Here is a 25,772-nt window from a genome sequence, read left to right as displayed (position 1 = left end):
GAGAATGCTGCCATGACGCTTTCGGGGAACCAGTACACCATCACCGCCGGCGGCTACCGGGCGACGGTCACCGAGCAGGGCGCCACCCTGCGCGAGCTGACCCACGAGGGACACCCCCTGGTGCTCGGGTTCGCCGAGGACGAGGTGGTCTCCGGGGCCGCGGGACAGATCCTCGCGCCCTGGCCCAACCGCATCGCCCACGGCACCTACGTCTTCGAGGGCGTCGAGCAGCGCACACCGATCACCGAGCCCGACCGCGACTGCGCGATCCACGGCCTGGTGCGGTGGGAGCCGTGGACGGTCACCGCGCAGGGCGACGCGAGCGTCACGCTCACGCACCGGCTGCTCGGCCGCCCCGGCTACCCCTACCGGCTCGACCTCTCCGTCACCTACACCCTCGACGCCCGCACCGGCCTGACCGTCCGGCTCGGCGCGGCCAACACCGGAACCCGCAACGCCCCCTACGGGCAGAGCTCCCACCCGTACCTCACCGTCGGCCTGCCCCTGGACGAGTGCACCGTGACGTTCGGGGCCACCCACTACCAGCCCGTCAACGAGCGGCTCATCCCGTCCGGCGCGCCCGTGCCCGTCGCCGGGACGCCCTACGACCTCAGCTCCGGCGGCGTCTTCGGCGACCGCGTCATCGACACCGCCTACACCGGCCTGGAGTTCGCCGAACGGCGCGCCTGGGTCGGGCTGTCCGGGGGTGGCCGCACCGTCGGACTGTGGGCCGACGACGCCCACCCGTGGCTCCAGCTCTACACCGCCGACCACCTGGCGGGACGCCCGCGCACCGGCCTCGCCGCCGAACCCATGACCTGCCCGCCCAACGCGTTCAACACAGGAGTCGACCTCATCACCCTCAAACCCGGTGACGCGTTCGCCAGTTCTTGGGGGATCATCTCCTTGTGAACCTGAGCGTCTCGAAGACCGACGATCTGGCGGAGCGGGTGCGCGCGCTGACCGCCGAAAACGCCGGCCGTCCGGGGCCCGCGTCCGCCGAGGGCCGTCAGCCCGTGCACACGGTGTTCGTCCCGGCCGACCGCTTCTCGCGCACGACCACCGCCGACTGGGGCGCGCAGGCGCTGCGGCTGCTCAACAAACACACGCCGGGCGACGGCTCGTTCGGCGCGTCCTTCGAGCTCGACCCGACCCTGGCCGGGCAGATCAGGTCCAGGGTCGCGGCCAAGCTCGCCCGCGAACCCATCGAGGACCTGCGGATCGACTTCGCCGACGGGTACGGGGAGCGTTCCGACACCGAGGAGGACGGGCACGTCGAGCAGGTCGTCGAGGCCGTCGCGACGTCCTACAACGCCCAGCAGCTCCCGCACTTCTGGGGCGTGCGCGTCAAGTCGTTCTCCGGCGGCGGGCACGTGCGCGCGATGCGCACCCTCGACGGGTTCCTCACCTCGCTGCGCGATCGGCTCGGCAGGCTGCCCGGCGGCTTCACCATCACGCTGCCCGGCGTCACCGGCGCCGAGCAGGTCACCGTCTTCGCCGACTTCCTCGACCGGCTCGAAGGCGCGCTCGGCCTGCCGAACGCGACGCTGCGCTGTGAGATCCAGATCGACGCCCCCGAGGGCCTCGCCGACCACCGGGGCGGGCTCGGCGTCCGGCGGATCCTGCTCGCCGGGCAGGGACGTATCCAGACCGTCCACTTCGGCGGGCTCACCTACGCCGCCGCGCTCGGCCTGCCCGAGGAGGAGCAGCGGCTTACGCATCCCGTCTGCGACTTCGCCCGGCACGTCCTCCAGACGACGACGGCGGGATGGGGCGTCCGGCTCTCCGACGGGCCCCCGCACCTCGTCCCGCGCGACGACTCCGCCGACGAGGTCGTCCCGGCCTGGCAGGCGCACGCCAACGAGGTCAGGCACGCGCTCGCGCACGGCTTCTACCAGGGCTGGGACACCGACCCGGCGCACCTGCCCGCCCGCTACGCCGCCGTCTTCGACTTCCACCTGAGCGGTGTCGAGGCGGCCATCGGGCGGCTGCGCGCCACCCCGAACCCGCCGCGCGCCCTGCTGGACCGGTTGAACCGCGGCGTCGCCTGCGGCGCGCTCGACCCCGAGGTGCTGAAGGGCTGACGCACGAGGGCCCGCGCTGTCGGCGGGCCCTCGGTCCTGCTCACGCGGTCGATGCGGTGCGCGCTCAGCTCACGCCGAGCAGGTCGACCACAAAGATCAGCGTCTCGCCGGGGCGGATCGCGGCGCCCGCGCCGCGCTGCCCGTAGCCCAGGTGCGGCGGGATGACGAGCTTGCGGCGCCCGCCGACCTTCATCCCGGCGACGCCCATGTCCCACCCCTTGATGACCCGGCCGCCGCCGAGCGGGAACTCGAACGTGTCGCCGCGGTTCCAGGACGCGTCGAACTCCTCGCCCGTCGAGAAGGCGACGCCGACGTAGTGCACGGACACCAGGTGGCCGGGCTTGGCCTCCTCGCCGTCACCCACGATGAGATCGGTGATCTCCAGGTTGGCGGGCGGAGCGCCCTCGGGAAAGTCGATCTCGGGCTTGGTCAGCGCCATGGGGTTCTCCTCGCTGGTTTTTCCGGACCGCACGAGGCTACCGCCCCGACCCGCGCGGCGAACGGAGAACGGGGTGCGTCCGGCGTCGCGGTGGGGTGGCGCGACGCCGGGGAATGCGGCGGAGGTGTGGAGTGTTCGCGTTGGGGTGAAAGTCGAGATCTATTCAGATGTGGTGTGTCCGTGGTGCTATCTCGGACAGGCCAGGTTCCTCAAGGCCGTCGAGGCGTTCCCCGGCGACGTCGAGATCGTGTGGCGGCCGTTCCAGCTCGACCCGGCGGCGCCGACGGACGAGTCAGGGCTCGCCGACGCGGTGCTCGCGGCGAAGTTCGGCGGCGCCGACAAGGTGCGCGCCGCGCACGCCCGGCTGCGCGCCCTCACCGCCGACGAGGGGCTGCCCTACGAGCCTGAGGCGGCGCACCATGTCAACACCTTCCAGGCCCACCGCGTGCTGTGGCTCGCCGGTGAACTCGGCCTCCAGGACGCCCTGGCGGCCCGCCTCTTCCGCGCCCACCACGCCGAGGGCGCCGACCTCAACTCCGCCGCGACCCTGACCGCGCTGGCCGCCGAAGCGGGACTGCCCGCCGACCGTGTCCGCGCCCTCCTGGACTCCGACGAGGGCGCCGCCGAGGTCTCCGCCCAACTCGCCGAGGCCCGCGCCATCGGCGTCAGCGGCGTCCCCTTCTTCCTCTTCGAAGGCAAGTGGGCCGTCTCCGGCGGCCAACCCACCGAAGTCTTCACCGCAGCCCTCCAGGAAGTCGCCTCCCACCTCTGATCCCCTCCGTTTAGGGGGTGGGTGGGGTGGTGGGGGTGGGCGGGGGAGGACAGGATGGGGGATATGGGACTGCTGGGTGGGGAACGTGACGGGGTGCTGAGCGTCGCGGGGGAGGTGGTCGGGCGGGCCGAGCTGGCCGCGCGGGCGCGCGGGGTGGCCGGGCGGATCGGCGGGGCGAAGAGCGTCGCGGTGCGGGCCACGGCGAGCGTGGACACCGTTGTCGCGGTGGTCGGCGGGCTGCTGGCGGGCGTGCCCGTGGTGCCGGTGCCGCCGGACTCCGGGCCCGCCGAACTGGCGCACATCCTGGGCGACTCGGGCGCGGAACTCCTCGTCGGCGCGGGTGACTACGGCCTGCCCACGGTGCCCGTCACCGGGGACTTCTCGGGCGGCCTGCCGGAACCCTCCGACGACGCCACGGCGCTCATCCTGTACACCTCCGGCACGACGGGCGCGCCGAAGGGCGTGATGGTCTCGCGGGCCGCCGTCGCCGCCGACCTCGACGCGCTCGCCGAAGCGTGGGCGTGGACCGCCGACGACGTGCTCGTGCACGGCCTGCCGCTGTTCCACGTGCACGGTCTCGTGCTGGGCGTGCTCGGCGCGCTGCGCACCGGCTCCGGCCTCGTGCACACCGGGCGGCCCACGCCCGAGGCGTACGCGGCGGCGGGCGGCAGCCTCTACTTCGGCGTGCCGACCGTGTGGTCGCGCGTCGTGGAGTCGGGCGCGGCCGAGGCGCTGCGCGGCGCGCGGCTGCTGGTCTCCGGCAGCGCGGGCCTGCCCGCCCCCGTCTTCGACGCGCTCGCCGCCGCCAGCGGCCACCGGGCCGTCGAGCGCTACGGCATGACCGAGACGCTCATCACGGTGAGCGCCCGGCACGACGGCGAGCGCCGGGCCGGACAGGTCGGCCTCCCGCTGCGCGGCGTGCAGACCCGCCTCGTCGGCGAGCACGGCGAGGCCGTCCCGCACGACGGCGCGACCCCCGGCGAGCTGCTCGTGCGCACCCCGACCGTCTTCCAGGGGTATCTCGGCCGCCCGGAGGCCACCGCCGAGGCACTGCGCGACGGCTGGTTCCACACCGGCGACATCGCGACCATCGCGCCCGACGGCTGGCACCGGATCGTCGGGCGGGCCTCGACCGACCTCATCAAGAGCGGCGGCTACCGCATCGGCGCGGGCGAGATCGAAGCGGCGCTGCTGGCGCACCCGGCCGTCCGCGAGGCAGCCGTGATCGGCACCCCGCACGCCGACCTCGGCGAGCAGGTGACCGCCTTCGTCATCGCCGACGGCGTGACCGCCGCCGACCTCATCGACTTTGTGGCCCGCGACCTCTCCATCCACAAACGCCCCCGTACCGTCCACTTTGTCGACTCCCTCCCCCGCAACGCCCTCGGCAAGGTCCAGAAAAAACTCCTGCCGTCCTGACCCACCCAACACCACGCCTCTGACAAAACGCGACCGCCCGGCTCCGGACCGTCGTCGTTGGGCGGTGATGGGGTGGTCTGGGGGTGTTTGGTGTAATCGGGGGGTGGCAGACGGGAGTGGGGCGGCGCGGGACGTCATCGGCGCGGTGTTGGATCCGGGGACGTGGGAGTCCTGGGACGTCGCGCCGCGCGAGCCCGACGCGGCGGTGGGGCCGGGCGGGTACGCGGGGGCGTTGGCGGCGGCGCGCGAGCGGTCGGGGAGCGACGAGGCGGTCCTGACGGGCGCGGGACGGCTCGGGGGACGGCGGGTCGCGCTGATCGTCAGCGAGTTCGCGTTCCTCGCCGGGTCGATCGGGGTGGCGGCGGCCGACCGGATCACCGCCGCCGTCGCGCGCGCCACCCGCGAGGGGCTGCCGCTGCTCGCCGCGCCCGCCTCGGGCGGCACCCGTATGCAGGAGGGCACCTTCGCGTTTGTGCAGATGGCGCGGATCACCGCCGCCGTCATGGCGCACAAGGCCGCCCACCTGCCCTACCTCGTGTACCTCCGCCACCCCACGACCGGCGGCGTCCTCGCCTCCTGGGGCTCGTTGGGCCACGTCACCGTGGCCGAACCCGGCGCCCTCATCGGCTTCCTCGGTCCCCGCGTGTACGCCGCCCTGCACGGCGAACCCTTCCCGCCCGACGTCCAGACCGCCGAGAACCTCGCCGCCCGCGGCCTCATCGACGCCGTCCTCCCCGTGGCCGCCCTCCGCCCGGCCCTCCTCCGCGCTCTCTCCGTCCTGTGCGCCCCCGAACTCCCCACGCCCGCCGCACCGACCCCCGCCGAGCCGGGACGTGCGGACGGTCCGGGGGCGGAGGACGGGCGGTCGGCTTGGGAGATCGTGGCGGCGAGCCGGGAGGACGGGCGGGTGGGGGTGCGGGAGGTGCTGGCGGCGGCGGGGGAGGTGACGGCGCTGTCGGGGACGGGGGCGGGGGAGAGCGATCCGGGGGTGCGGCTGGCGTTGGCGAGGTTCGGGCGGGCCGGGTGTGTGGTGGTCGGGCAGGACAGGGCGAGCCAGCGGGAGGGGCATCCGATCGGGCCCGCCGGGCTGCGGGTGGCGCGGCGCGGCATGCGCCTGGCCGCCGACCTGCGACTGCCGCTGCTGACCGTCGTGGACACGCCGGGCGCCGTCCTGTCCGCCGACGCGGAGAACGGGGGACTCGCCGGGGAGATCGCAAGGTGCCTCGCCGACCTCATCACCCTGGACGCCCCGACCGTCTGCCTGCTGCTCGGCGAGGGCACCGGCGGCGCCGCCCTCGCGCTGCTACCGGCCGACCGGGTGCTCGTCGCACGGAGCGGCTGGCTCATGCCGCTGCCGCCCGAGGGCGCCTCCGTCATCGTGCACCGCACCCCCGACCGCGCCGCCGAACTGGCCGCCGCCCAGGGCATCACTGCCGCCGACCTCCTCGCCCGAGGCATCGCCGACGACCTCGCCCCCGAAACCCCCGAAGCCCTTGTCTCCGCCCTCGAACACGCCTTCCTCACAGCACGAGCCCTCCCCACCACCGCCCGCCCCACCACCCGCACCGCGCGCTTCACCCCGTGACCCTTCGAAGGCCACCGGGGAGAGCCGGTGGCCCGGCTCACCCGGACGCGTCAACGATCGCCGGCTGACGTCGGCGGCCCTGTCCGCGCCGTGCGCTTCGCCGCTGGGCCCGTCAAAGGGACGGGGTCAGAGGCGGCGGTGGTCGAGGGAGGGGAGGACGGCGCGCACCCGGGTGGTGAGGGAGAGGTCGACCGGGACGGTGCGGACGGCGGGGAAGGGGCCCAGGTCGGCGGTGACGGTGCCCATGGGGTCGACGGCGAGGGAGCGGCCCACGCCGGTGCGGGCGCCGCGCGGCGGGTCGGTGAGGTCGGGGGCGCGGTCCACGGCGAGGGTCCACAGGGTGTTCTCGATGGCGCGGGCACGGACCAGCGTGGTCCAGTGCTCCTCCTTGAAGGGCCCCTGCGCCCACGCGGCCGTGATGACGAGCATCTGGGCGCCCCGGTCCACCAACGCGCGCGCCAGCTCCGGGAAGCGCACGTCGTAGCAGGTGATGAGCCCTATCCGGGCGCCCGCGAGCTCGACCACGACGGGTTCGTCACCGGCCGCGACGTTCTTGGACTCCTTGTAGGCGAACGCGTCGAACAGGTGGATCTTGCGGTAGGAGCCGACGAGGGCGCCCGTCGCGTCGATCGCGACGACGGTGTTGTGCACCCGCCCGTCGCCGGACGGCTCGAAGGTGCCCGCGACGATCGCCGTCCCGTGCGCGGCGGCCTCGGCGCGCAGCGCGGTGACGAACGGCCCGTCCAGCGGCTCGGCGACCGGCTTCAGGCTGTTGCCGAACCGGATGAGCGTCGCCTCGGGGAACACCGCGAGGTCGGCGCCCTCGGCCTCGGCGAGGGCCGCCCTGACGTTCGCGAGGTTGGCGGCCGGGTCGTCGGTGACGTCGATCTGGCACAGTGCGGCACGCATGCCCGCCAGTCTAGGGTTGCCGGGTGACCGAACCACTGGTCGGCCGGATGCGCGGCTTCGGCACGACGATCTTCGCGGAGATGTCCGCGCTCGCCGCCGCGACGGGGGCGATCAACCTGGGCCAGGGCTTCCCCGACGAGGACGGCCCGGAAGGCGTCCTGCGCCGGGCCGTCCTGGCGATCGAGGGCGGCCGCAACCAGTACCCGCCGGGGCCGGGCCTGCCGGTGCTGCGCGAGGCCGTCGCCGCGCAGCGCCTGGAGAGGTACGGGCAGTCCTACGACCCCGACAGCGAGATCCTCATCACGGTCGGCGCGACCGAGGCGATAGCGGCGTCCGTCCTGGCGCTGGCGGGGCCGGGCGACGAGGTGATCGCCTTCGAGCCGTTCTATGACTCCTACGCGGCTACGGTCGCGCTGTCGGGGGCCACCCTGCGTCCGGTGACCTTGCGTCCCGTAGGCGGCCGCTTCACCTTCGATCCGGACGAGCTGCGCGCCGCTGTCACGCCGCGCACGCGGGTGATCCTGGTGAACTCTCCGCACAACCCGTGCGGCACCGTCTTCACGCGCGAGGAGCTGGCCGCGATAGCCGCGCTCTGTGTGGAGCGCGACCTCCTGGCGATCACCGACGAGGTGTACGAGTACCTGGTCTTCGACGACGCCGCGCACCTCCCCCTCGCGACCTTCCCCGGGATGCGGGAGCGGACGGTGACGATCTCGTCGGCGGGCAAGACCTTCTCCGTCACCGGGTGGAAGACGGGCTGGGTGTGCGCGCCGCCGCCCCTGGTCGCCGCCGTCCGGACGGTCAAGCAGTTCCTCACCTACGTCGGCTCCGGGCCCTGGCAGGAGGCCGTCGCCTATGGGCTCGCACACGAGGGCCCGTGGGTGGCGGGCCTGCGGGCGACGTTGCAGGCGAAGCGGGACCGGCTCATGGAAGGGCTGGAATCCGCGGGGTTTCAGGTCTTTCGTCCTGAAGGCACCTATTTTGTGCAGGCGGATCTGCGGCCGCTCGGCCACGACGACGGGCTCGCCTTCGCCCGCTCGCTGCCCGAGCGCTGCGGTGTCGTGTGCGTCCCGACGCAGGTCTTCTACGCCGACCCCGCGCGCGGCAGGCACTATGTCCGGTTCGCCTTCTGCAAGCGGGCCGAGGTGATCGACGCCGCCGTCGCCCGGCTGAAGGGGAGCGGGCCCGCCGCCTCCGCGTGATGCGGGTGACGCCCAAGGCACCCTCGGTGACCGGCGATGGCTATACCCTTCCGTGGGTGTCCGCACCGAAGCTCATCAAGCCGCAGTTCCCCGACGACGACGGTTCCGCCGACCCCCGGCTCCAGGCCGCGCTGACCGCCTACGCGGGCGGGCGCGCCGCCGAGCACACCGTGCTGGAGGCGCTGTCGCACGCCAGGCTGCTCGTGCCGATCGTCGCGGTGCTCAACCAGGAGGAGACCGTCCACGGCCTGCGCCGCGAGAAGGAGAGCGACATGGCGTTGCCGACGCTCATCGGCGCGGACGGCAGGCGCGGCGTGCTCGGCTTCACCTCGCTGAAGACCCTCCAGCTCTGGCAGGCCGACGCCCGGCCGGTGCCGGTGCGCTCGCGCGACGCCTGCCGGACCGCCCTGGACGAGGGCGCCGACGCGCTCGTCGTGGACGTCGCGGGCCCCGTGCCGTTCGCGGTGGACGGCGTCCGGCTGCACCTGCTCGCCGAGGGCGCGCCCGTCCCGCCGCCGCACCGTGACCCGGACGTGCTCGCCGCGATCGAGGCGGCGTTCCGCCCCGAGCCGGGCGTCACCGGCGTCCGCGTCGGCCCCGGCAACGACACCGAGCTGTCCGTCCGCTTCCACGTGGACCCCGGCATGGACGAGCAGGCCGCCGTCCGCCGCGTCGGCGACCGCCTCGCCGACGTCCTGCGCGGCCGCATCGTCGGCGGCGTGGAACTCACCGTCGCCCGCCGCTGACCCGCCCGGATCCGCGGTGGGGGAGGGGTTCGCGGGGTTTTCCACAGGGGCGCGAGCGGGATTTCTCGCGGCGGGTTAGCTTGTCGGCATGAGTGAGATCGCGGTGCACTGGAGCGGCCCGGTCCGCGCGCGGCCGGTCGTCGTCGCGGCGGTGGCGGCGGGCGTGCTCGGGCTGCTGGGCTGGCGGGTGGGGGCGCGGCCGGAGTTCGCCGCGTACGCGGTGCTGGCGCTGGTCGGCACGGTGCTGGCGTTTGTGGACGCGGCGCTGAAGATCCTGCCGGAGCCGCTGACGCTGCCGCTGCCGGTCGCGCTCGGCGCGCTGCTGTGGCTGGCCGCGCCGCAGCCGGGGCGCAGCCTCGGGTGGGCGTTCGGCGGGGCCGCGCTCCTCGCCGCGTTCTACGGCGTGCTGTGGCTCCTGTCGCCCAACCGGGGGATCGGCTTCGGCGACGTGGTGCTCGCCCCGTCGCTCGGCCTCGCCCTCGGCTGGCTCGGCCCCACCGCCCTCATCACGGGCCTGGCCGCCATCCACGTGCTGGGCGCGCTGTGGGCGATCGGCCTCGTGGTGACGCGCCGCGCCGGACGCGACACCGAGATCCCCTACGGCCCGTTCCTCCTCACCGGCACCCTCGTCGCCGTCCTCCTGCACGCCTTATCCCGGGCCGGCCGTGCCGGGTGGTCACGGGAGGGGGTGGGGAGGTGGAAGAATTACCGGCATGTTGCGCTGGTTGACCGCTGGGGAGTCGCACGGGCCCGCTCTCGTCGCGATCGTCGAGGGCATGCCCGCCGGGGTGCGGGTGACGTCCGGGGACGTCGCCGAGGGGCTGCGGCGGCGCAGGCTCGGCCACGGGCGGGGCGCCCGGATGAAGTTCGAGCAGGACAAGGTGACGATCCTCGGGGGGGTCAGGCACGGGCAGACGCTCGGCGGGCCCGTCGCGATCGAGGTCGGCAACACCGAGTGGCCCAAGTGGGAGACCGTCATGGCGGCCGACCCGGTGGACCCGGACGTGCTGGCCGCCCAGGCGCGCAACGCCCCGCTGTCGCGGCCGCGCCCCGGCCACGCCGACCTGTCGGGCATCCAGAAGTACGGCTTCGACGACGCCAGGCCCGTCCTGGAGCGGGCGAGCGCCCGCGAGACGGCGGCCCGGGTCGCGCTCGGCGAGGTCGCCAGGGCGTTCCTGCGCCAGGCGCTCGGCGTCGAGGTGCTCAGCCACGTGGTGTCGCTCGGCGAGATCGCCGTGCCCGAGGACGCGCCGCTGCCCGGCCCCACGGACCTGGAGGCGATCGACGCCACCCCGGCGCGCTGCTTCCACCCGGAGACGGACGCGGCGATGGTCGAGCACGTGGACGAGCTGAAGAGGGCGGGCGACACCCTCGGCGGCGTCGTGGAGGTCCTCGCCTACAACCTGCCGCCGGGCCTGGGCAGCTACGTCCACTGGGACCGCCGCCTGGACGCGCGCCTGGCCGGGATCCTCATGGGCATCCAGGCGATCAAGGGCGTCGAGGTCGGCGACGGCTTCGAGACGGCCCGCCGCCCCGGCACCCGCGCGCACGACGAGATCGAGGGCACCGCCGAGGGCGTGCGCCGCCGCACCAACCGCGCGGGCGGCATCGAGGGCGGCATGACCAACGGCGAGGTGCTGCGGGTGCGCGCCGCGATGAAGCCGATCTCGACGGTGCCGCGCCAGCTCGACACGATCGACGTGCTCACCGGCGAGCCCGCCAAGGCCATCAACCAGCGCAGCGACGTCACCGCGGTGCCCGCCGCCGGGGTGGTCGCCGAGGCGATGGTGGCGCTGTGCCTGGCGGACGCGGTGCTGGAGAAGTTCGGCGGCGACCACGTGGAGGAGACCGCGCGCAACGCCCGCGCCTACCTCCAGTCGCTGGTGGTGAAATGAGGCCGCGCGCGGTGCTCATCGGGGCGCCGGGCAGCGGCAAGAGCACGATCGGCGTGGCGCTCGCCGAGGCGCTCGGTGTGCCGTTCCGCGACACCGACGCCGACATCGTCGAGGTGGCGGGCAAGCCCGTCGGCGAGATCTTCGTCGACGACGGCGAGGCGCGCTTCCGCGAACTGGAGCGGGCGGCGGTGCGCGCCGCGCTGGACGAGCACGCGGGCGTCCTGGCGCTGGGCGGCGGCGCGCCGCTGGCCCCGGAGACCCAGGAGGCGCTCGCCGGGCACCGGGTGGTGTACCTGGAGGTGTCGCTGGAGGAGGCCGTCAAGCGGGTCGGGCTCGCTTCGGCGCGGCCGCTGCTGGTGTTCAACCCGAGGTCGCAGTTGCGCAAGCTGATGGCCGAGCGGCTGCCCGTCTACGAGCGGCTCGCCGAGATCACCGCGGTCACCACGGGCCGCACCGAGGAGGAGGTCGTCGCCGAGCTGGTGGCGGCCCTGGAGGGCAGGCCATGAGCGAGGCGTCCAGGATCACCGTGAAGGGCGAGAGCCCCTACGACGTGGTGATCGGCACCGGTGTGCTGGACGAGCTGCCGGGCCTGGTCGGCGGGCGGGCGCGGACGGTCGCGGTCATCTACTCGGGCGCGACCCCGCGACTGGCCACGCCGGTCCTGGAGGCGCTGGAGAAGGCCGGGTACACCGCGCACGGCCTGCCGGTGCCCGACGGCGAGGGCGCGAAGTCCGTCGAGGTGCTGGCGGGGCTGTGGACGTCGTTCGCGGCGCTGGGCGTGACCCGCTCGGACGCGGTCGTCGGGGTCGGCGGCGGCGCGGTCACCGACCTCGCCGGGTTCGCCGCCGCGTCCTGGCTGCGCGGGGTGCGCTGCGTGCTGGTCCCGACGACGCTGCTGGCGATGGTGGACGCCGCGGTCGGCGGCAAGACCGGCATCAACATCGCCGCGGGCAAGAACCTCGTGGGCGCGTTCGCGCCTCCCGCGGGCGTGCTGTGCGAGCTGGACGCGCTCGCGACCGTCCCGCACGAGGACTACATCTCCGGCCTCGCCGAGACGATCAAGGCGGGGTTCATCCGCGACCCGCGCGTCCTCGAACTCGTCGAGGAGGATCCGGCGGGCGCCGCCTCCCCGCACGGCCCGCACACCCGTGAGCTGGTCGAGCGCGCCGTCCGGGTGAAGGCCGACGTGGTGGGCGCAGACCTCAAGGAGGCGGGCCTGCGCGAGATCCTCAACTACGGCCACACCCTCGCGCACGCCATCGAGAAGATCGAGGACTACCGGTTCCGGCACGGCCACGCCGTCGCGATCGGCTGTGTGTACGCGGCCGAGCTGTCCCGGCTGGACGGCAGGATCGACGCCGACCTCGTGGCCAGGCACCGCGCCGTGTTCGCCTCGGTCGGCCTCCCGGTGACGTACAAGGCGGAGGCGTGGCCCGCCCTGCGCTCGGTCATGAACGTGGACAAGAAGACCCGTGGCGCGACGCTCCGCTTTGTCGTGCTGGACTCGCTGGCCGAGTGCGGGCGGCTTGAGGGCCCGGCCGAGGAGCTGCTCCAGGCGGCCTACCTGGAGGTGGCGCGGTGAGCCGGGTGCTCGTCCTGAACGGCCCGAACCTGCGGCGCCTGGGCACCCGCGAGCCGGACGTGTACGGCGCCCAGACGTTCGACGACCTGGTGGACCTGTGCCGTCGCACCGGCGCCGAACTCGGCCTGCGGGTCGAGGTCAGGCAGACCGACGACGAGGCTCAGATGGTGGCGTGGGCGCACGAGGCGGCCGACGAGCGCCTCCCGGTCGTCCTGAACCCGGCGGCCTTCACGCACTACTCCTACGCGCTGCACGACGCGCTCGCCCAGCGCACCGCGCCGCTCATCGAGGTGCACATCTCCAACCCGCACGCGCGCGAGGAGTTCCGCCACACCTCGGTCGTCTCCTCGGTGGCCACCGGCACCATCGCGGGCTTCGGCCTGAACTCCTACGTCCTGGCCCTGCACGCCCTCAAGACCCTGCTGTAGCCGCGCCCGCGCGCCCCCCGAACACCCTTTGACGGGAAGCGCCGAGCGAGGCCCGTCAAGCCGCCCCGTCGGATGTGGCGGGTTTTTCGGCACGGGTGCCCTCCGGCTCGCCGAGAGCCGCCCGCACGAGTGCCTCAAGTTCACTGGCCACGTCATCGAGCGCGTCCGTGTTCTTCGCCGCCCGGCACAGGATCGTCGCGCCCTCCACGGCCGAGACGATGAGCGTCGCCAGCGTCGCCGCGCGAGCCGGTGCGCACCCGCCCGACACCAGCCCCGACGCCAGTGTCTCCCGCCACTTCGCGAACGCCGCCGCCGCGGCCTCGGCGAGCTGCGGCGCCTCCTCGTGCGACTCGATCGTCACCGCGGCGATGGGGCATCCGGCCTGGAAGCCGCTGCGCACGAGCACGTGCCGCCACCAGCCGATGAACGCGTGCATGGCGGCGCGCGGGTCCTCGCTGATGGCCGACTCGGTGCCCGCCGCGATGAAGTCGCCCGCGTAGCGCATGGCCTCGACCGCGAGTTGGACCTTGCCGCCGGGGAAGTGGTGGTAGATGGAGCCGCGGGGCGCGCCGCTGTGCGCGATGACGTCGCGGAAGCCGGTGCCGCTGTAGCCCCGTTCGCGGAACAGGTAGGCGGCGCTGCGCACCATGCGTTGCTTGGCACTCATTGTCGCATTATGTCAGTATTCCTATGACAGTCATCATAATTCGGTAGCACCACCCGCACGATCTTCCGGCCGGAGGGCACATGATCGACATCGAGAACACCGGGTCAGGGGTCTTCGTCCTGCGCCTCACGCAAGGGGAGAACCGGTTCCACCCGGACTTCCTCGACGCGTTCGAGAAGGCGCTCGACGGGATCGCCGGGGAGGCCCGCGCCGTCGTGACCACCGGCGAAGGCAAGTTCTACTCCAACGGCCTCGACCTGGAGTGGCTGACCGCCAACGGCGACCGCCTCGACTGGTACGTCGGCCGCATCCACGGCCTGTACGCGCGGTTCCTGACGCAGAACCTGCCGTCGGTCGCGGCGGTCAACGGGCACGCGTTCGCGGGCGGCGGCATGCTCGCGCTCGCGCACGACTTCACCGTGATGCGCGCCGACCGTGGCTGGTTCTGCCTGCCCGAGGTGGACATCAACATCCCGTTCACGCCCGGGATGGCCGCGCTGATCCAGGGCAAGCTGCCCACCGAGGCCGCGCACGAGGCGATGCTGACGGGCCGCCGTTTCACCGGCCCGGAGTCGGTCGCCGCGGGGATCGCGCACCACGCCGTCGCCGAGGACGAGGTGCTGGGCAAGGCGGTGGAGATCGCCACGCTGCTCGCCGCCAAGGAGGGCAAGACCTTCGGCGCGATCCGCCGGACGATGTACCGCCCGGCGATCATCGCGCTCTCGGGCGAGGCGACGCTAGACGTACCCGCCTGAACCACCCCATTATGACGAGCGGCATACTGAACTCCGTTCGGTACGTCGGCAGGATCCCGCAACGAGGAGTGACCATGCGCATCGGCATGCCCCTGGGCTACGCGGGCGGCTTCAAGGAAGCCGTCGAAGAGCTCATCGACTTCGAGAGGGCCGGACTCGACATCGTGTACGTCGCCGAGGCGTACAGCTTCGACGCCGTCAGCCAGCTCGGCTACATCGCCGCCAGGACCGAGCGGCTGGAGATCGCCTCCGGCATCTTCAACATCTACTCGCGCACCCCCGCGCTCATGGCGATGACCGCCGCGGGCATCGACTACGTCTCCGACGGCCGCTTCACGCTCGGCCTGGGCGCGTCCGGCCCGCAGGTCATCGAGGGCTTCCACGGCGTGCCGTACCACGCGCCGCTCGGCCGCACCCGCGAGGTCATCGAGATCTGCCGCAAGGTCTGGAAGCGTGAGGAGCGCCTCTCCTACGAGGGCAAGTACTACACGCTGCCGCTTCCGCCCGAGAAGGGCACCGGCCTGGGCAAGCCGCTGAAGATCATCAACCACCCGGTGCGCCCGGCGATCCCGATCGAGATCGCCGCGATCGGCGAGAAGAACGTCGAGCTGGCCGCCGAGATCGCCAACGGCTGGCAGCCGATCTTCTTCCTGCCGGAGAAGGCCGCCGACGTGTGGGGCGAGTCGATCGCGCGCGGCAAGGCCAAGCGCGACCCCGAGCTGGGCGACCTCGGCATCTCGGTGATGGCGACCCTCGCGATCGGCGACGACGTCCAGGACTACCTCGACTTCGGCCGCCCCCACCTCGCCCTCTACATCGGCGGCATGGGCGCCAAGGGCAAGAACTTCTACAACTCCCTGTGCCGCCGCTACGGCTGGGAGAAGGAGGCCGAGGAGATCCAGGAGCTGTACCTGGCGGGCAAGAAGAACGAGGCGGCCGAGAAGGTCCCGTTCGAGCTGCTGAAGAACATGTCGCTCGTCGGCCCCGAGTCCTGGGTCAAGGAGCGCGTCGCCGCGTTCAAGGAGGCCGGGGTGACGACGCTCAACATCACGCCGATCGCCGCCGACCACGCGGGCAAGGTCAAGCTCATCGAGCGGATCAAGGAGCTCGTCGCCGACGCGTGACGCCGCCACCTGCCGAGGGCCCCGCGCACAGCGTCGTGCGCGGGGCCCTCACGCGGCTACAGCAGCGGCAGCAGCTCGGCGGCGACCCGCTCGCCCGAGCGCACCGCGCCGTCCATGTAGCCGGTCCAGTAGTCGGACGTCTCGGTGCCCGCCCAGTGCACGAGGCCGTGCGGGGCGCGCAGCGCGGGCCCGAACTCGGTGAGCACGCCGGGCGCGGTGATCCCGGTCGGGCCGCCGCCGCTCCACGGCTCGTCGTCCCAGATCTGGTGGGCGGTGCGGGTCGGCGCGCCCGCCTGGGCGCCGAACAGCTTCGTGAACGAGGCGAGGCACGCCGCCGTGAGGTCGGCGGCGGAGCCCGCGCGCAGCGACCGCAGGTTCGTCTGGCTGACGAAGCCCATGAGGATGCCGCGTGAGCCGTCCGGCGGGCTGTTGTCGAACGTCGCGTCGATCGCGCCGGAGTCCGCGACGGCCTGGCCGGTCAGCCCTTCGGCCCGCCAGAACGGCGTCGGGTAGACCGCGACGAACTTGGCCACCGACCCCATCGGGAACCGCTGCGCGAGCTGGGCGCGCGCGGCGGGCAGGCCCGGCAGGAACTCGATCTTCGCGGTGACGGCGGGGGACATCGCGACCACGGCCCGCTTCGCCGAGACCGTCACGCCGTCGGCCGTGACGACCACCCTGTCGCCCTCCTGGGCGATCCGCCGGACGGGCGCCGAGAGCCGCACCCGGTCGCCCAGCGCCGCCGCCAGCCGGACGGGCACCTCCTGGGAGCCGCCCACGAACCGCGACTCCTGGCCGCCGCCCGCGGTGTTGATGAGCCGGTCGACGTCACCGGGGTTGCCCGCGTTGCCCGCGGCGGCGATGTAGTTCAGCACGTACAGGAGGGACACCTCCTTGGCCCGTACCGACAGCGTGGTCGAGATGAACGCGTCGAGCAGGAACCGCGCCCCCGACGAGAGCGTGTTGGCCCGCGACCACGTGTGGAACGTCTGGGAGTCCCAGTCCTCCGCGCCCTGCGCCGTCCACGGCGTCCCGGGGGTGATCTTGTTCGCGGCGTTGCCGAGCCGGGTGAGCGCCAGTTCCAGGTCGATGACGCCCCAGTCCGGCGGCACCGCGCCGAGCAGGCCGTCCGTCGCGTACAGCGAGCGCCTGCCGTTGCGGTGGTAGACGTTCTTGCCGGTGTTGTAGGTCTTGAAGGTCGCCACACCCAGGCTCTGCGCCAGCGCGGCGATCCGGTCCTGGGTCGGGCCGATGAACTCGGCGCCGCCCTCGCTCGTCGTGCCGTCGCCCAGCGGCAGGCCGTACACCCGGCCGCCGGGACGGTCGCGCGCCTCCAGCACGACCACGGAACGGCCCGCCGCGACCAGGTCGCGGGCCGCGGTCAGCCCCGACAGGCCGCCGCCCACGATCGCGACGTCCACCTCCAGGGGCTCGGCCGGGTCGCCCGGCGCGGCGGCCGCGCGGGCGGAGGGCAGGGAGGCGAGCGCTGCGGCGGAGGCGACGGCGCCTCCGAGCATCCGCCTGCGGCTTACTGACGTCATGGTGCCGATCCTTGGGGGGTTGAGGGGCTACTGACGTGAAGAAGACTCGCGTTGAACGGCACAAGCTAGGGGAAAGCCCGGAGTCGATCAAGCAGCGCACGTCGCAGGGTGTCCGTCCCCGCGCACCGCGTAGGTTCGGGGACATGCCGCAGATCCACGAACGGCGCCGCGCCGCGCTCGCCGCCCGCCTCCCCGCGCCCGCCGCGCTCATCACCCGCCTCGTCAACGTCCGCTACCTGACCGGCCTGGCCTCCTCCCACGCCGCCGTGCTCGTCTTCGCCGACGGCCGCGCCGTCCTCGCCACCGACGCCCGCTACGCCGGGACGGCCGCCGCCGTCGCGCCCGACCTGGAACTCCTCGTCACCCCGCACGTCGCCGCCGAACTCGTCGACCGCGCGGGCGGCGAGGTCGCCTTCGAGGCGCACGACATCACCGTGGAGGACCACGCCGCCCTGTTCGAGAACGTCCGCGCGGTGCCGCTCGGCCGCCTCGTGGAGGAGCTGCGGACCGTCAAGGACGAGGAGGAGATCGCCCTCCTGCGCCGCGCCTGCGCCCTCACCGACCGGACGTTCGGCCTCGTCCTGCCCAAGATCGCGCCCGGCGTCACCGAGAAGGAGATCGCCCGCGCGCTGGAGCGCGGCATGGTCGACCTCGGCGCCGACGGGCCCGCCTTCGCCTCGATCGTCGCGAGCGGCCCCAACGGCGCGGTGCCCCACCACGTCGCCGGCGACCGGCCCGTCGCGGACGGCGACCTCGTGACGATGGACTTCGGCGCGCTCGTCGAGGGCTACCACGCCGACATGACGCGGACCGTGGCCGTCGGGTCCGTCGCGGGCTGGCAGCGCGAGATCTACGGCCTCGTCGCCGAGGCGCAGGCCGCCGCCGTCGCCGCCTGCCTCCCGGACGCCGCCGTGCCGGACGTGGACGCCGCCGCCCGCGACGTGATCAAGGCGGGCGGCCACGCCGCCGACTTCACCCACGGACTCGGCCACGGAGTGGGCCTGGAGATCCACGAGGCTCCGATGCTCGGCCCCACCCGGACCGGTAGACTGACAGATCGAGTTCCCGTCACCGCCGAACCGGGCGTCTACCTCGCCGGCCGCGGCGGTGTCCGGATCGAGGACACGCTCGTGGTCCGCGCGGGCGGCCCGGAACTCCTCACCCAGACCACCAAGGAACTGCTCGTCCTCTGACTGACGCTGAGGCGGGCGGCCGACGAACGAAAGACGATTCGAGTGGCGACGACGAACGACCTCAAGAACGGCCTTGTACTCAAGCTGGACAACGGCGAGCTGTGGTCGGTGGTGGAGTTCCAGCACGTCAAGCCGGGCAAGGGTCCCGCCTTCGTCCGCACCAAGATCAAGCACGTCAAGTCCGGCAAGATCGTCGACAAGACCTTCAACGCCGGCACCAAGGTGGAGACGGCCACCGTCGACAAGCGCGACATGCAGTTCTCCTACAAGGACGGCGAAGACTACGTCTTCATGGACAACGAGACGTACGAGATGCTGCACGTCTCGCCCGCCGTCCTGGGCGACGCCGCCAAGTACCTGCTCGACAACGGCGGCGCGATGCTGGCGATCCACGAGGGCGAGGTGCTCTACGTGGAGCTGCCCGTCACCGTCGAGATCGTCGTCCAGCACACCGATCCGGGCCTGCAGGGCGACCGCTCCACCGGCGGCACCAAGCCCGCCACCCTGGAGACGGGCGCGGAGATCAAGGTCCCGCTGTTCATCACGACCGGCGAGAAGATCAAGGTCGACACCCGGACCGGCGACTACCTCGGCCGCGCCTGATGGCCGCTCGCACCAAGGCCCGCAGGTACGCCTTCGAGATCCTCTTCGAGGCGCAGCAGCGGGACATCTCACCGGGCGAGGTGGCGCTGCGGCGCGGCAAGCCCAAGGGTGAGGAACTGGCCGAGCACGGCCACGCGGTACGGATCATCGAGGGCGTGACCAGGCACCGCGAGCGGATCGACGAGCTGCTCGCCACCTACGCCGTCGGCTGGACGCTCGACCGGATGCCCGCGGTGGACCTCACCGTCCTGCGGATCGGCGCGTTCGAACTGCTGTGGGCCGACGACGTCCCGGACGGCGTCGCCATCGCCGAGGCCGTCGCCCTGGCCACCGACTTCTCCACCGAGGAGTCGCCCAAGTTCGTCAACGGCCTGCTCTCCCGACTCCAGGAGCTCAAGCCCAGCCTCGCCCTCTGACACCTGTGCGCCCGGCCCGCCTCGTGCGGGCCGGGCGTTCGCGTCCTTCGGGCGCGCGGCGGCCCAGGGGCGCTCCCCGACGCAGTCGGGCTCGCTAGAGCGCCCCTGGGCCGAGTCGAACACAGCCCTCCTGTGGATTGTCACCGAGCCTGGCTAGGGTGGGGGCATGAGCGTGCACGAGGGCCTGCGCGACCGGGCCACCACCGAGCGGGGCGCGCCGCGGTCCGCCGCGGGCCCGCTGGCCGCCGTCCGCGAGGCGCTGGCGCCCGTGCTGTCCCAAGGCCCCCTGGACGTGCTGGACGTGGGCGGCGGCACCGGCCACTACGCCGTCCCGCTGGCCGCCGCCGGGCACCGCGTCACCGTCGTGGACGCCAGCCCGGACGCGCTGGCGATGCTGGAGCGCCGGGCCGCCGAGGCGGGCGTGTCCGTGCGCGGCGTCCAGGGCGACGCCGCCGACGTGGCCGCGCTGGTCGGCCCCGATGCCGCCGATCTTGTCCTGTGCCACAGCGTGCTGGAGTACCTGGACGACGTGGCGGCCGTCGTCGCCGCGCTCGTCGCGGTCACCCGGCCCGGCGGCACCGTGAGCGTGCTCGTGCCGGGCGCGCTCGCCGCGGTGGTGCACCGGGCCGCGGCCGGGCAGTTCGCGGAGGCGCTGAAGGCGCTCAGCGCCGCCGAGGGCGGTTCCGGCCAGGGCCGGGCCCCGAGCCGCCGGTTCACCCGGGCCGCGCTGCTCGGCCTCGCGGACGCCGCGGGCCTCGCCGAGCCGCGCATCCACGGCGTCCGGGTCTTCACCGATCTTGTCGCCGCCCCCGACACCGACCCGCGCGCCGCCGAGGCGCTGCGCGCCCTGGACGAGGCGGCCGCCGTCCACCCGGTGCTCGCCGATCTCGCCGCCCAGCTGCACCTCACCGCGGTGCGGCCGGGCTAGCCGTGTCCCGCAAACAGCAGCTCCACCGGCCGGGCCCGGTGCGCGGCCCGCTCGCCGACGACACCGGCTGCCCGGTCCTGCACGTGGACATGGACGCCTTCTTCGTCTCGGTCGAGCTGCTGGAGCGGCCGGAGCTGCGCGGCAGGCCCGTCCTGGTCGGCGGTGTCGGCAACCGGGCGGTCGTCTCGGCGGCGTCCTACGAGGCGCGGACGTTCGGCGTGCACTCGGCGATGCCGATGTCGCGGGCGCTGCGGCTGTGCCCCCGCGCGGTGGTGCTGCGGCCCAGGCACGAGAAGTACGGGGCGATGTCCCGGCGGGTGATGGAGATCCTGCGGTCGCTCACCCCGCTGGTGGAGCCGCTGTCGGTGGACGAGGCGTTCCTGGACGTCTCCGGCGCCCGCAACCTCTTCGGCCGCCCCGCCGAGATCGCCGCGCTGATCCGCCGCCGGGTCGCCGACGAACTCGGCCTGACCTGCTCGGTCGGGGTGGCCCCGACCAAGTTCCTCGCCAAGCTGGCCTCCACCCGGTGCAAGCCGGACGGCCTGCTCGTCGTCCCGGCCGACGGCGTCCTGGAGTTCCTGCACCCGCTGCCGATCGCGCACCTGTGGGGCGTCGGGGAGCGCACCGAGGAGCGGCTGCGCTCCCTGGGCCTGCGCACGGTCGGCGAGCTGGCGAGGTTCCCGGTGGCGGCGCTCCGGGCCGAGCTGGGCAACGCCCTGGGCGCGCACCTGCACGAGCTGTCCTGGGCCCGCGACCCCCGGTCGGTCACCCCCGAGAGCACCGACCGCAGCGTGGGCGCCGAGGAGACGTTCGAGACCGACGTCACCGATCCGGCCGAGGTGCGGCGCGAGCTGCTCCGCCTCGCCGAGCGGACGGGCGAGCGGCTGCGCGCGGCGGGCCTGCGCGGCCGGACGATCAGCGTCAAGCTGCGCGAACCCGACTTCCAGACGATCACCAGGGCGCGCACCCTGCCCGAGCCGACCGACCTCTCCCGTGTGATTTATCTCACAGCGTGCGAGCTGTTCGCGGCCTCCGGACGGGAGCGGGTACCCCTCAGACTGATCGGTGTCCGCGTGGAGAACCTCGCACCCGCGGGCGAGGCACCCCGTCAGCTGGCCCTGGACGAGCCGGAGACGGGCTGGCGAGAGGCCGAGCAGGCGATGGACGAGGCGGCGCGGCGGTTCGGCAGGGGGGCGATCAGGCCCGCGGCGCTGCTGCCGCCGACGCCCCGCGGGCCCGGACGTGAAGCCGGTGCCGCGTGGGACGGCAGTAACGCAAGGGGAGGCACCGATGCATAGGTTGTGGTCCTACCGCCGGAGTTTTCTTCACTCAGGTCGTTCCGGCTCGTATTCTGGGCATATCACCGTTAGCCAGGTCCCCGTCCGGCTAAGGAGCACCAGGCACCCGAACCACGGGGCAGTCGTTGGGAGGCACCGTGCCGCTCTCTGAGCACGAGCAACGTCTGCTCGCTGAAATCGAGCATGCGCTGTACGAGGAAAACCCGAAGCTCGCGCATGCCTTCCGGTCCACCAACCCGCAGAGCCACTACAAGCGGCAGATCGTCAAGGCGGCGCTGGGCCTGGTGGTCGGTATCACCGTGCTCATGGCCGGGCTCGTGGTCGGCAAGGGCGGCGTGACGGTCGCGATCAGCGTCACCGGCTTCCTGCTGATGCTGGCCAGCGGCGTGTGGGCGCTGTCGAGCTGGAAGCGGATGACCGGAATCGGCGCCGTCGGCGACTTCGAGCCCGGCGGGGACGGCACGTCCGCGCCGCGCGGTCGCGGTTCGTCCGGCGGATTCATGAACAAGCTCGAGGAACGCTGGCGCCGCCGCTCCGAGGAGCAGTGACCGTCCGCGTCCCCTGAAGACCGACGAAGGGCCGCGTCCCACCCGGGGCGCGGCCCTTTGACGTTCTCGCCGTCCCCGCCGGTCGGTCAGGGGGCGTCGGTGTCCTCGCGGCCCGCGCGGCGGGGCAGCCGGTCGCGGGCCGCCTCCCAGGCGCGGCGCACGGCGTCCAGCGACGAGGCGGGCAGCAGGCTCGCCCGGACCCGGGCGGGCCGGGTGGCGGCGGCGTCCATGGCCGCGCGCACGGCACGGGTGTCGCCGCGCAGCCCCGCGCCGCCCTGCGGGGGCAGCGCGCCGGGCGGCGCGTACCTGGACAGCTCACGGGCCAGCGCGATCCTGGCGAGCGGTTCGGCGGCGTCCGGGCCGAGGCGCCGCCCGAGCCGCCCGATGACGGCCCGCGGCGACTCGGCGACCTGCCAGCCCAGCCCGTAGTCGAGGGCGTCGCCGCGCAGCTGCGCCCAGGCGGCCGAGGCGGGGTCGGCGGCAGGCCCCCAGCGCAGCCGCAGCAGCGCCGCCCTGACGAGCCGGGGCGACCCGGCCAGCAGCACGAGCAGGAGCGCGCCGATGATCCACCCGACGGGCAGCGCCCCGTCCTCGTCGGCGCCCTGGGTCCGCTCGGGGTCCGTGGCGGCGGCGGTCTCGGTCGGGGCCGCCGAGGGGGTCTCCTCCGCCGAGGCGGTCGGCTCGGGCGTCTCCGGGCCCTCCTCGGACCCGTCGTTCTCGGGCGTCTGTGTCTGCGGCCGGGTGTACTCGGGCGACCCGACGGACGAGGGCGCGCCCGTCCCGCCGGGGGTCGGCTCGAACCTGACCCATCCGGCGCCCTCGAAGTACAGCTCGGGCCAGGCGTGCGCGTCCCGCTGCCGCACCAGGTAGGTGCCGTCGGCCTGCCAGGTGCCCGGCGCGTACCCGACGACGACGCGGGTGGGGATGTTCAGCAGCCGCGTCATGAGCGCCATGGTCGCGGCGAACTGCTCACAGTAGCCGCGCCGGTCGTGCAGGAACGCGGTGAGGTCCGACAGGCTGGTCGGCGGCGGGGGCTCCAGCGAGTAGGTGAACTCCCGGTTGAACCAGCGCTGGAGCGCGACCGCCTTGTCGAACTTGGTACGCGCCTTGCCGGTGACCTGCTCGGTGAGCGTGATCACCTCCTGCGGCAGGCGCGGCACGTCGGTGTAGCGCCCGAGGCCCGCCGGGGACGCCCGGCGGAGCTGTCCGGGGGTGGGCGTGGCGCGGCGGCTGTCCACGGTGTAGGTGAGGCCGTCGGCGTCGGCGCCGGTGGAGAACACCATGAGGGACTGCCGGTCGGCCCGCCAGGCGTCGCCCTCGATGTCGATCTCGCGCGGCGCGTAGGGCAGCGCCAGGAACTTCATGTCCCTGACCTTGGGCGCGACGGTGATCTCGGTCCTGCTGTCCACGTAGGCGGACACGGTGAGGCCGGGCACCCGTGGCAGGGTGCCGCCGTCGATCTTGGGCGCGGCGCCCGACGCGAGGGCCGAGTACGTCCAGCGGTCGTCCTCGAAGACGTCGAGGGCGAAGATCCGGAGGTAGTCGGGGTCGGCCGCGGTGGTGCGGTACCGGAGCACCTCGGCGTCCCCGAGGTTGGTCAGTTTGCGTTTGAGGTCCACGAGCGGGTCGGCGGTGGTGATCGTGGTGGAGCCGCCCGAGCCCTTGCCGCCGAAGTCGAACACCGCCGTCGCGCCCAGGCCCGGCACCAGCGCGGGGATCGCGACGGCGACCGCGATCGACGCGACGCCGACCCGTTTGCCCGCGGTGACGCGCGGCGCGAAGGTCTCGGCGGAGCCCTGGACGCTGGGGAAGCGCCCGAAGGAGGACGGCACGACGCGGCCCCAGGCCGTCACCCTGTCGCGGGCCTCCAGGGCGAGCAGCGTGAGGTACCCGCCCGCGCCCAGCGCGAAGGCGACCCAGCTGACGCTCTCCGTACGCACCGCCGCAGGCACGCTGTACAGGGCGAGTAGCGGCAGCCCCGCCGGAGCGGCCTTGCGCAGGCGGACCGCGAGGAGGTCGACGGCCGCAGCGACGAACCCGACGCCGTACGCCGTCATGATCCGCACCCCGTCGCCGACGGGCAGGGGCGCCGCGTACGTCTCGGCGGTGTGCCTGCCGTCGCGCAGCAGCGCCAGCATCGCCTCGATCGAGTCGGCCGTGGGGATCACCCACAGCAGCGCCTGCGACCCGGTGAACACCGCGGTGAGGTACAGGTGCAGCGCGGCGATCGAGCCGACCAGGGTGAACACCGGCGGCACCCGGAACCTGCGCACCAGCGCGCCCGCCCCGGCCACCACGAGGATCGCGCCGAGCGTCGGCAGCACCCAGGAGCGGTCCTGGAACAGCGGCGCCAGGCTGGTCGCGGCGAGCGCGGTGGCCGCCGCCGACGCGACCGCGAGCACCGGCCGAGGTCTCCGCTCGCCGTCCTCCCGGCTCATCCGGCCACCCCCGTCCACACGGCGGGCAGGTCCGCGAGCGAGGTCGGGGCCAGCACCCGCCAGCCCGCCCCGCGCAGCGGCGCCGCCGCGCCCGTCTCGTCGCCGTCCACCAGCAGCGCCACCGCGCCGCCGTGCCGCACGCCCGCCAACGCCTTGGCCTCCTCGGCGGTGATCCGGCCGAGCACCGCCACGAGCAGCCCGCCGGAACGGCCGGCTCCGGTGCCGCGCACCGCGGCCAGGCCCGGCACGAGGCTCTCGCCGTCCGAGCGGGCGACCACCGCCATCGCGTCCAGCAGCTCACCGCCCGCGTCGGCGCCCGGCCGCTCGACGACCGACGGGTCGTGCCCGGCGTCGGTGACCAGGCGCAGCGCCAGCCCCTCCTCGGCCAGGTGCACCCCGACCGAGGCGGCGACCGACACGGCGAGCTCGAACGACGCCTCCTCCGGATGCGCCGCGCGCCGGGTGTCCAGCAGGACCGTCGCGCGGCGCTGCCACTGCTGCTCCTCGCGCCGCACCATCAGCTCGCCGTGCCGCGCGGTCGAGCGCCAGTGCACCCGCCGCAGGTCGTCGCCGCGCCGGTACTCGCGCGGCGCCACGTCGTCCTCCCCGGTGACGGCCAGGGCGCGCGCCCGGTGCTCGCCGTCGCCGTCCCAGGCGCCCAGGACGCGTTCGGGGGGCAGGTCGATGATCCGGGGCGTGATCGTCAGGGTGTCGGTGAGGCTGAACGACCTGGCCAGCTCGACCAGCCCGAACGGGTCGGCGAGCCGCACGGTGAGCGGCCCGACCCGGAACCTGCCCCGGACGTCGGACCGCAGCCGGTAGCTGAGTTCGCGGTGCCCGTGCGGTTCGATCCGGTCGAGCACGAACCTGGCCCGTCCGCCGAGCGTGTACGGCACCTTGTCCTCCACCAGCAGCAGGCCGGAGGGGAGCTTGGAGACGTTCTCCAGCCGCAGGTCGGCCCGCGCCTCGTGCCCGGCGGGCAGCCGCGCGGGCCACAGCCGCCGCGCGCACGCCAGCCGGTACCTGGTCCGGGAGACGGCGAGCGCCGAGATCAGCGGCAGCGCCAGCACCAGCAGCCCGGCCCGCAGGAGGTCCCGCTCGCCCAGCAGGAACGAGCAGGCGACCGCGGTGACGCCCGCGGCGGCGAACGACCTGCCGCGCGTGGTCAACGCCTCCAGCGCGGTCCTGACGACGCCCACG

At 73.9% G+C, this 25,772-nt stretch carries 26 protein-coding genes and 1 pseudogene; 20 read left to right on the top strand and 7 right to left on the bottom strand.

Annotated elements, in window-relative coordinates; translation table 11 throughout:
* Nucleotides 1-12: 12 nt before the first annotated feature.
* Nucleotides 13-912 carry an aldose 1-epimerase family protein gene (locus LO762_RS17025; protein WP_230616321.1) on the top strand — a complete coding sequence of 300 codons (900 nt, stop codon included), beginning with the start codon at nucleotides 13-15 and terminating at the stop codon, nucleotides 910-912.
* Complete coding sequence (locus LO762_RS17020) at nucleotides 909-2,084, top strand: aldolase (RefSeq protein ID WP_230616320.1); 1,176 nt, start codon at nucleotides 909-911, stop codon at nucleotides 2,082-2,084. Before LO762_RS17025 ends, LO762_RS17020 begins: the two co-directional genes overlap by 4 nt.
* 64 nt (nucleotides 2,085-2,148) lie before the next feature.
* Here LO762_RS17020 and LO762_RS17015 read toward each other — a convergent pair whose 3' ends face one another.
* Complete coding sequence (locus LO762_RS17015; RefSeq protein WP_304523663.1) at nucleotides 2,149-2,523, bottom strand: FKBP-type peptidyl-prolyl cis-trans isomerase; 375 nt, start codon at nucleotides 2,521-2,523, stop codon at nucleotides 2,149-2,151.
* A 145-nt stretch (nucleotides 2,524-2,668) separates the two neighbouring features.
* Between LO762_RS17015 and LO762_RS17010 the strand changes: the two genes are divergently transcribed.
* The 3 genes from LO762_RS17010 to LO762_RS17000 all read left to right on the top strand — a co-directional run bounded on the left by LO762_RS17010 (nucleotide 2,669) and on the right by LO762_RS17000 (nucleotide 6,299).
* Nucleotides 2,669-3,295 (top strand): DsbA family protein, encoded by a 627-nt coding sequence (locus LO762_RS17010; RefSeq protein ID WP_230616319.1) that lies wholly within the window; start codon nucleotides 2,669-2,671, stop codon nucleotides 3,293-3,295.
* Nucleotides 3,296-3,358: 63 nt separating this feature from the next.
* Entirely contained in the window at nucleotides 3,359-4,714 is a 1,356-nt protein-coding gene (locus LO762_RS17005) for an acyl-CoA synthetase (protein ID WP_230616318.1), read from the top strand.
* 103 nt (nucleotides 4,715-4,817) lie between these two features.
* The gene (locus LO762_RS17000; protein WP_230616316.1) at nucleotides 4,818-6,299 is read left to right on the top strand and encodes an acetyl-CoA carboxylase carboxyltransferase subunit alpha/beta; all 1,482 of its coding nucleotides are present in this window, start codon (nucleotides 4,818-4,820) and stop codon (nucleotides 6,297-6,299) included.
* Between the two features lie 126 nt (nucleotides 6,300-6,425).
* Here LO762_RS17000 and LO762_RS16995 read toward each other — a convergent pair whose 3' ends face one another.
* Nucleotides 6,426-7,208 carry a carbon-nitrogen hydrolase family protein gene (locus LO762_RS16995; RefSeq protein ID WP_230616314.1) on the bottom strand — a complete coding sequence of 261 codons (783 nt, stop codon included), beginning with the start codon at nucleotides 7,206-7,208 and terminating at the stop codon, nucleotides 6,426-6,428.
* A gap of 47 nt (nucleotides 7,209-7,255) precedes the next feature.
* Here LO762_RS16995 and LO762_RS16990 point away from each other — a divergent pair, with 47 nt between their 5' ends.
* Entirely contained in the window at nucleotides 7,256-8,410 is a 1,155-nt protein-coding gene (locus LO762_RS16990) for a pyridoxal phosphate-dependent aminotransferase (protein ID WP_230616710.1), read from the top strand.
* A gap of 56 nt (nucleotides 8,411-8,466) precedes the next feature.
* Nucleotides 8,467-9,156: an SseB family protein gene (locus LO762_RS16985; RefSeq protein WP_230616313.1), complete on the top strand. Its 690-nt coding sequence runs from the start codon at nucleotides 8,467-8,469 to the stop codon at nucleotides 9,154-9,156.
* Between the two features lie 75 nt (nucleotides 9,157-9,231).
* Here the strand turns inward: LO762_RS16985 and LO762_RS16980 are convergent, their stop codons facing one another.
* Nucleotides 9,232-9,396 carry a hypothetical protein gene (locus LO762_RS16980; RefSeq protein ID WP_230616310.1) on the bottom strand — a complete coding sequence of 55 codons (165 nt, stop codon included), beginning with the start codon at nucleotides 9,394-9,396 and terminating at the stop codon, nucleotides 9,232-9,234.
* Between LO762_RS16980 and LO762_RS33945 the strand changes: the two are divergent.
* From LO762_RS33945 to aroQ, 5 genes and pseudogenes are all read left to right on the top strand, one after another.
* Nucleotides 9,320-9,649, top strand: a pseudogene (locus tag LO762_RS33945) (prepilin peptidase); the annotation flags it as partial. The gene LO762_RS16980 and the pseudogene LO762_RS33945 overlap by 77 nt on opposite strands.
* Nucleotides 9,650-9,869: 220 nt before the next feature.
* Nucleotides 9,870-11,051 (top strand): chorismate synthase, encoded by a 1,182-nt coding sequence (aroC, locus tag LO762_RS16975; protein ID WP_230616308.1) that lies wholly within the window; start codon nucleotides 9,870-9,872, stop codon nucleotides 11,049-11,051.
* Nucleotides 11,048-11,557: a shikimate kinase gene (locus tag LO762_RS16970; RefSeq protein ID WP_230616304.1), complete on the top strand. Its 510-nt coding sequence runs from the start codon at nucleotides 11,048-11,050 to the stop codon at nucleotides 11,555-11,557. The genes aroC and LO762_RS16970 overlap by 4 nt, the downstream gene beginning before the upstream one ends.
* Nucleotides 11,554-12,633 (top strand): 3-dehydroquinate synthase, encoded by a 1,080-nt coding sequence (aroB, locus tag LO762_RS16965; RefSeq protein WP_230616302.1) that lies wholly within the window; start codon nucleotides 11,554-11,556, stop codon nucleotides 12,631-12,633. The genes LO762_RS16970 and aroB overlap by 4 nt, the downstream gene beginning before the upstream one ends.
* Nucleotides 12,630-13,061, top strand: a complete 432-nt coding sequence (gene aroQ, locus LO762_RS16960) for a type II 3-dehydroquinate dehydratase (RefSeq protein ID WP_230616300.1) — start codon at nucleotides 12,630-12,632, stop codon at nucleotides 13,059-13,061. Before aroB ends, aroQ begins: the two co-directional genes overlap by 4 nt.
* A 55-nt stretch (nucleotides 13,062-13,116) precedes the next feature.
* On the opposite strand, the gene LO762_RS16955 is transcribed toward aroQ, so the two are convergent.
* On the bottom strand, nucleotides 13,117-13,728 hold the full coding sequence (locus LO762_RS16955) for a TetR/AcrR family transcriptional regulator (protein WP_230616298.1): 612 nt from the start codon (nucleotides 13,726-13,728) through the stop codon (nucleotides 13,117-13,119).
* A gap of 80 nt (nucleotides 13,729-13,808) precedes the next feature.
* On the opposite strand from LO762_RS16955, the gene LO762_RS16950 reads away from it, so the two are divergent.
* Nucleotides 13,809-14,483 (top strand): enoyl-CoA hydratase-related protein, encoded by a 675-nt coding sequence (locus tag LO762_RS16950; RefSeq protein WP_230616296.1) that lies wholly within the window; start codon nucleotides 13,809-13,811, stop codon nucleotides 14,481-14,483.
* Between the two features lie 74 nt (nucleotides 14,484-14,557).
* Nucleotides 14,558-15,607 carry an LLM class F420-dependent oxidoreductase gene (locus tag LO762_RS16945; protein WP_230616292.1) on the top strand — a complete coding sequence of 350 codons (1,050 nt, stop codon included), beginning with the start codon at nucleotides 14,558-14,560 and terminating at the stop codon, nucleotides 15,605-15,607.
* Between the two features lie 56 nt (nucleotides 15,608-15,663).
* Here the strand turns inward: LO762_RS16945 and LO762_RS16940 are convergent, their stop codons facing one another.
* Nucleotides 15,664-17,148, bottom strand: a complete 1,485-nt coding sequence (locus LO762_RS16940) for an FAD-dependent oxidoreductase (protein WP_304523662.1) — start codon at nucleotides 17,146-17,148, stop codon at nucleotides 15,664-15,666.
* A gap of 143 nt (nucleotides 17,149-17,291) precedes the next feature.
* Between LO762_RS16940 and LO762_RS16935 the strand changes: the two genes are divergently transcribed.
* From LO762_RS16935 to LO762_RS16910, 6 genes are all read left to right on the top strand, one after another.
* A complete protein-coding gene (locus LO762_RS16935) occupies nucleotides 17,292-18,341 on the top strand; it encodes a Xaa-Pro peptidase family protein (RefSeq protein ID WP_230616291.1) in 1,050 nt (349 codons plus the stop codon).
* Nucleotides 18,342-18,383: 42 nt separating this feature from the next.
* A complete protein-coding gene (gene efp, locus LO762_RS16930) occupies nucleotides 18,384-18,944 on the top strand; it encodes an elongation factor P (RefSeq protein ID WP_230616289.1) in 561 nt (186 codons plus the stop codon).
* Entirely contained in the window at nucleotides 18,944-19,360 is a 417-nt protein-coding gene (gene nusB / locus LO762_RS16925) for a transcription antitermination factor NusB (protein ID WP_230616288.1), read from the top strand. Before efp ends, nusB begins: the two co-directional genes overlap by 1 nt.
* 166 nt (nucleotides 19,361-19,526) lie before the next feature.
* On the top strand, nucleotides 19,527-20,288 hold the full coding sequence (locus LO762_RS16920; RefSeq protein ID WP_230616286.1) for a methyltransferase domain-containing protein: 762 nt from the start codon (nucleotides 19,527-19,529) through the stop codon (nucleotides 20,286-20,288).
* A 2-nt stretch (nucleotides 20,289-20,290) separates the two neighbouring features.
* Nucleotides 20,291-21,586 carry a DNA polymerase IV gene (locus LO762_RS16915; RefSeq protein WP_230616284.1) on the top strand — a complete coding sequence of 432 codons (1,296 nt, stop codon included), beginning with the start codon at nucleotides 20,291-20,293 and terminating at the stop codon, nucleotides 21,584-21,586.
* Between the two features lie 137 nt (nucleotides 21,587-21,723).
* Nucleotides 21,724-22,134: a DUF3040 domain-containing protein gene (locus LO762_RS16910; RefSeq protein ID WP_230616283.1), complete on the top strand. Its 411-nt coding sequence runs from the start codon at nucleotides 21,724-21,726 to the stop codon at nucleotides 22,132-22,134.
* Between the two features lie 86 nt (nucleotides 22,135-22,220).
* On the opposite strand, the gene LO762_RS16905 is transcribed toward LO762_RS16910, so the two are convergent.
* Complete coding sequence (locus LO762_RS16905) at nucleotides 22,221-24,572, bottom strand: DUF3488 and transglutaminase-like domain-containing protein (RefSeq protein WP_230616282.1); 2,352 nt, start codon at nucleotides 24,570-24,572, stop codon at nucleotides 22,221-22,223.
* Complete coding sequence (locus LO762_RS16900; protein ID WP_230616281.1) at nucleotides 24,569-25,771, bottom strand: DUF58 domain-containing protein; 1,203 nt, start codon at nucleotides 25,769-25,771, stop codon at nucleotides 24,569-24,571. The genes LO762_RS16905 and LO762_RS16900 overlap by 4 nt, the downstream gene beginning before the upstream one ends.
* Nucleotide 25,772 lies beyond the last annotated feature (1 nt).

The organism is Actinocorallia sp. API 0066 (assembly GCF_020991275.1).
Lineage (GTDB): Bacteria > Actinomycetota > Actinomycetes > Streptosporangiales > Streptosporangiaceae > Actinocorallia.
This window is presented reverse-complemented; position numbering and strand designations above follow the sequence as displayed.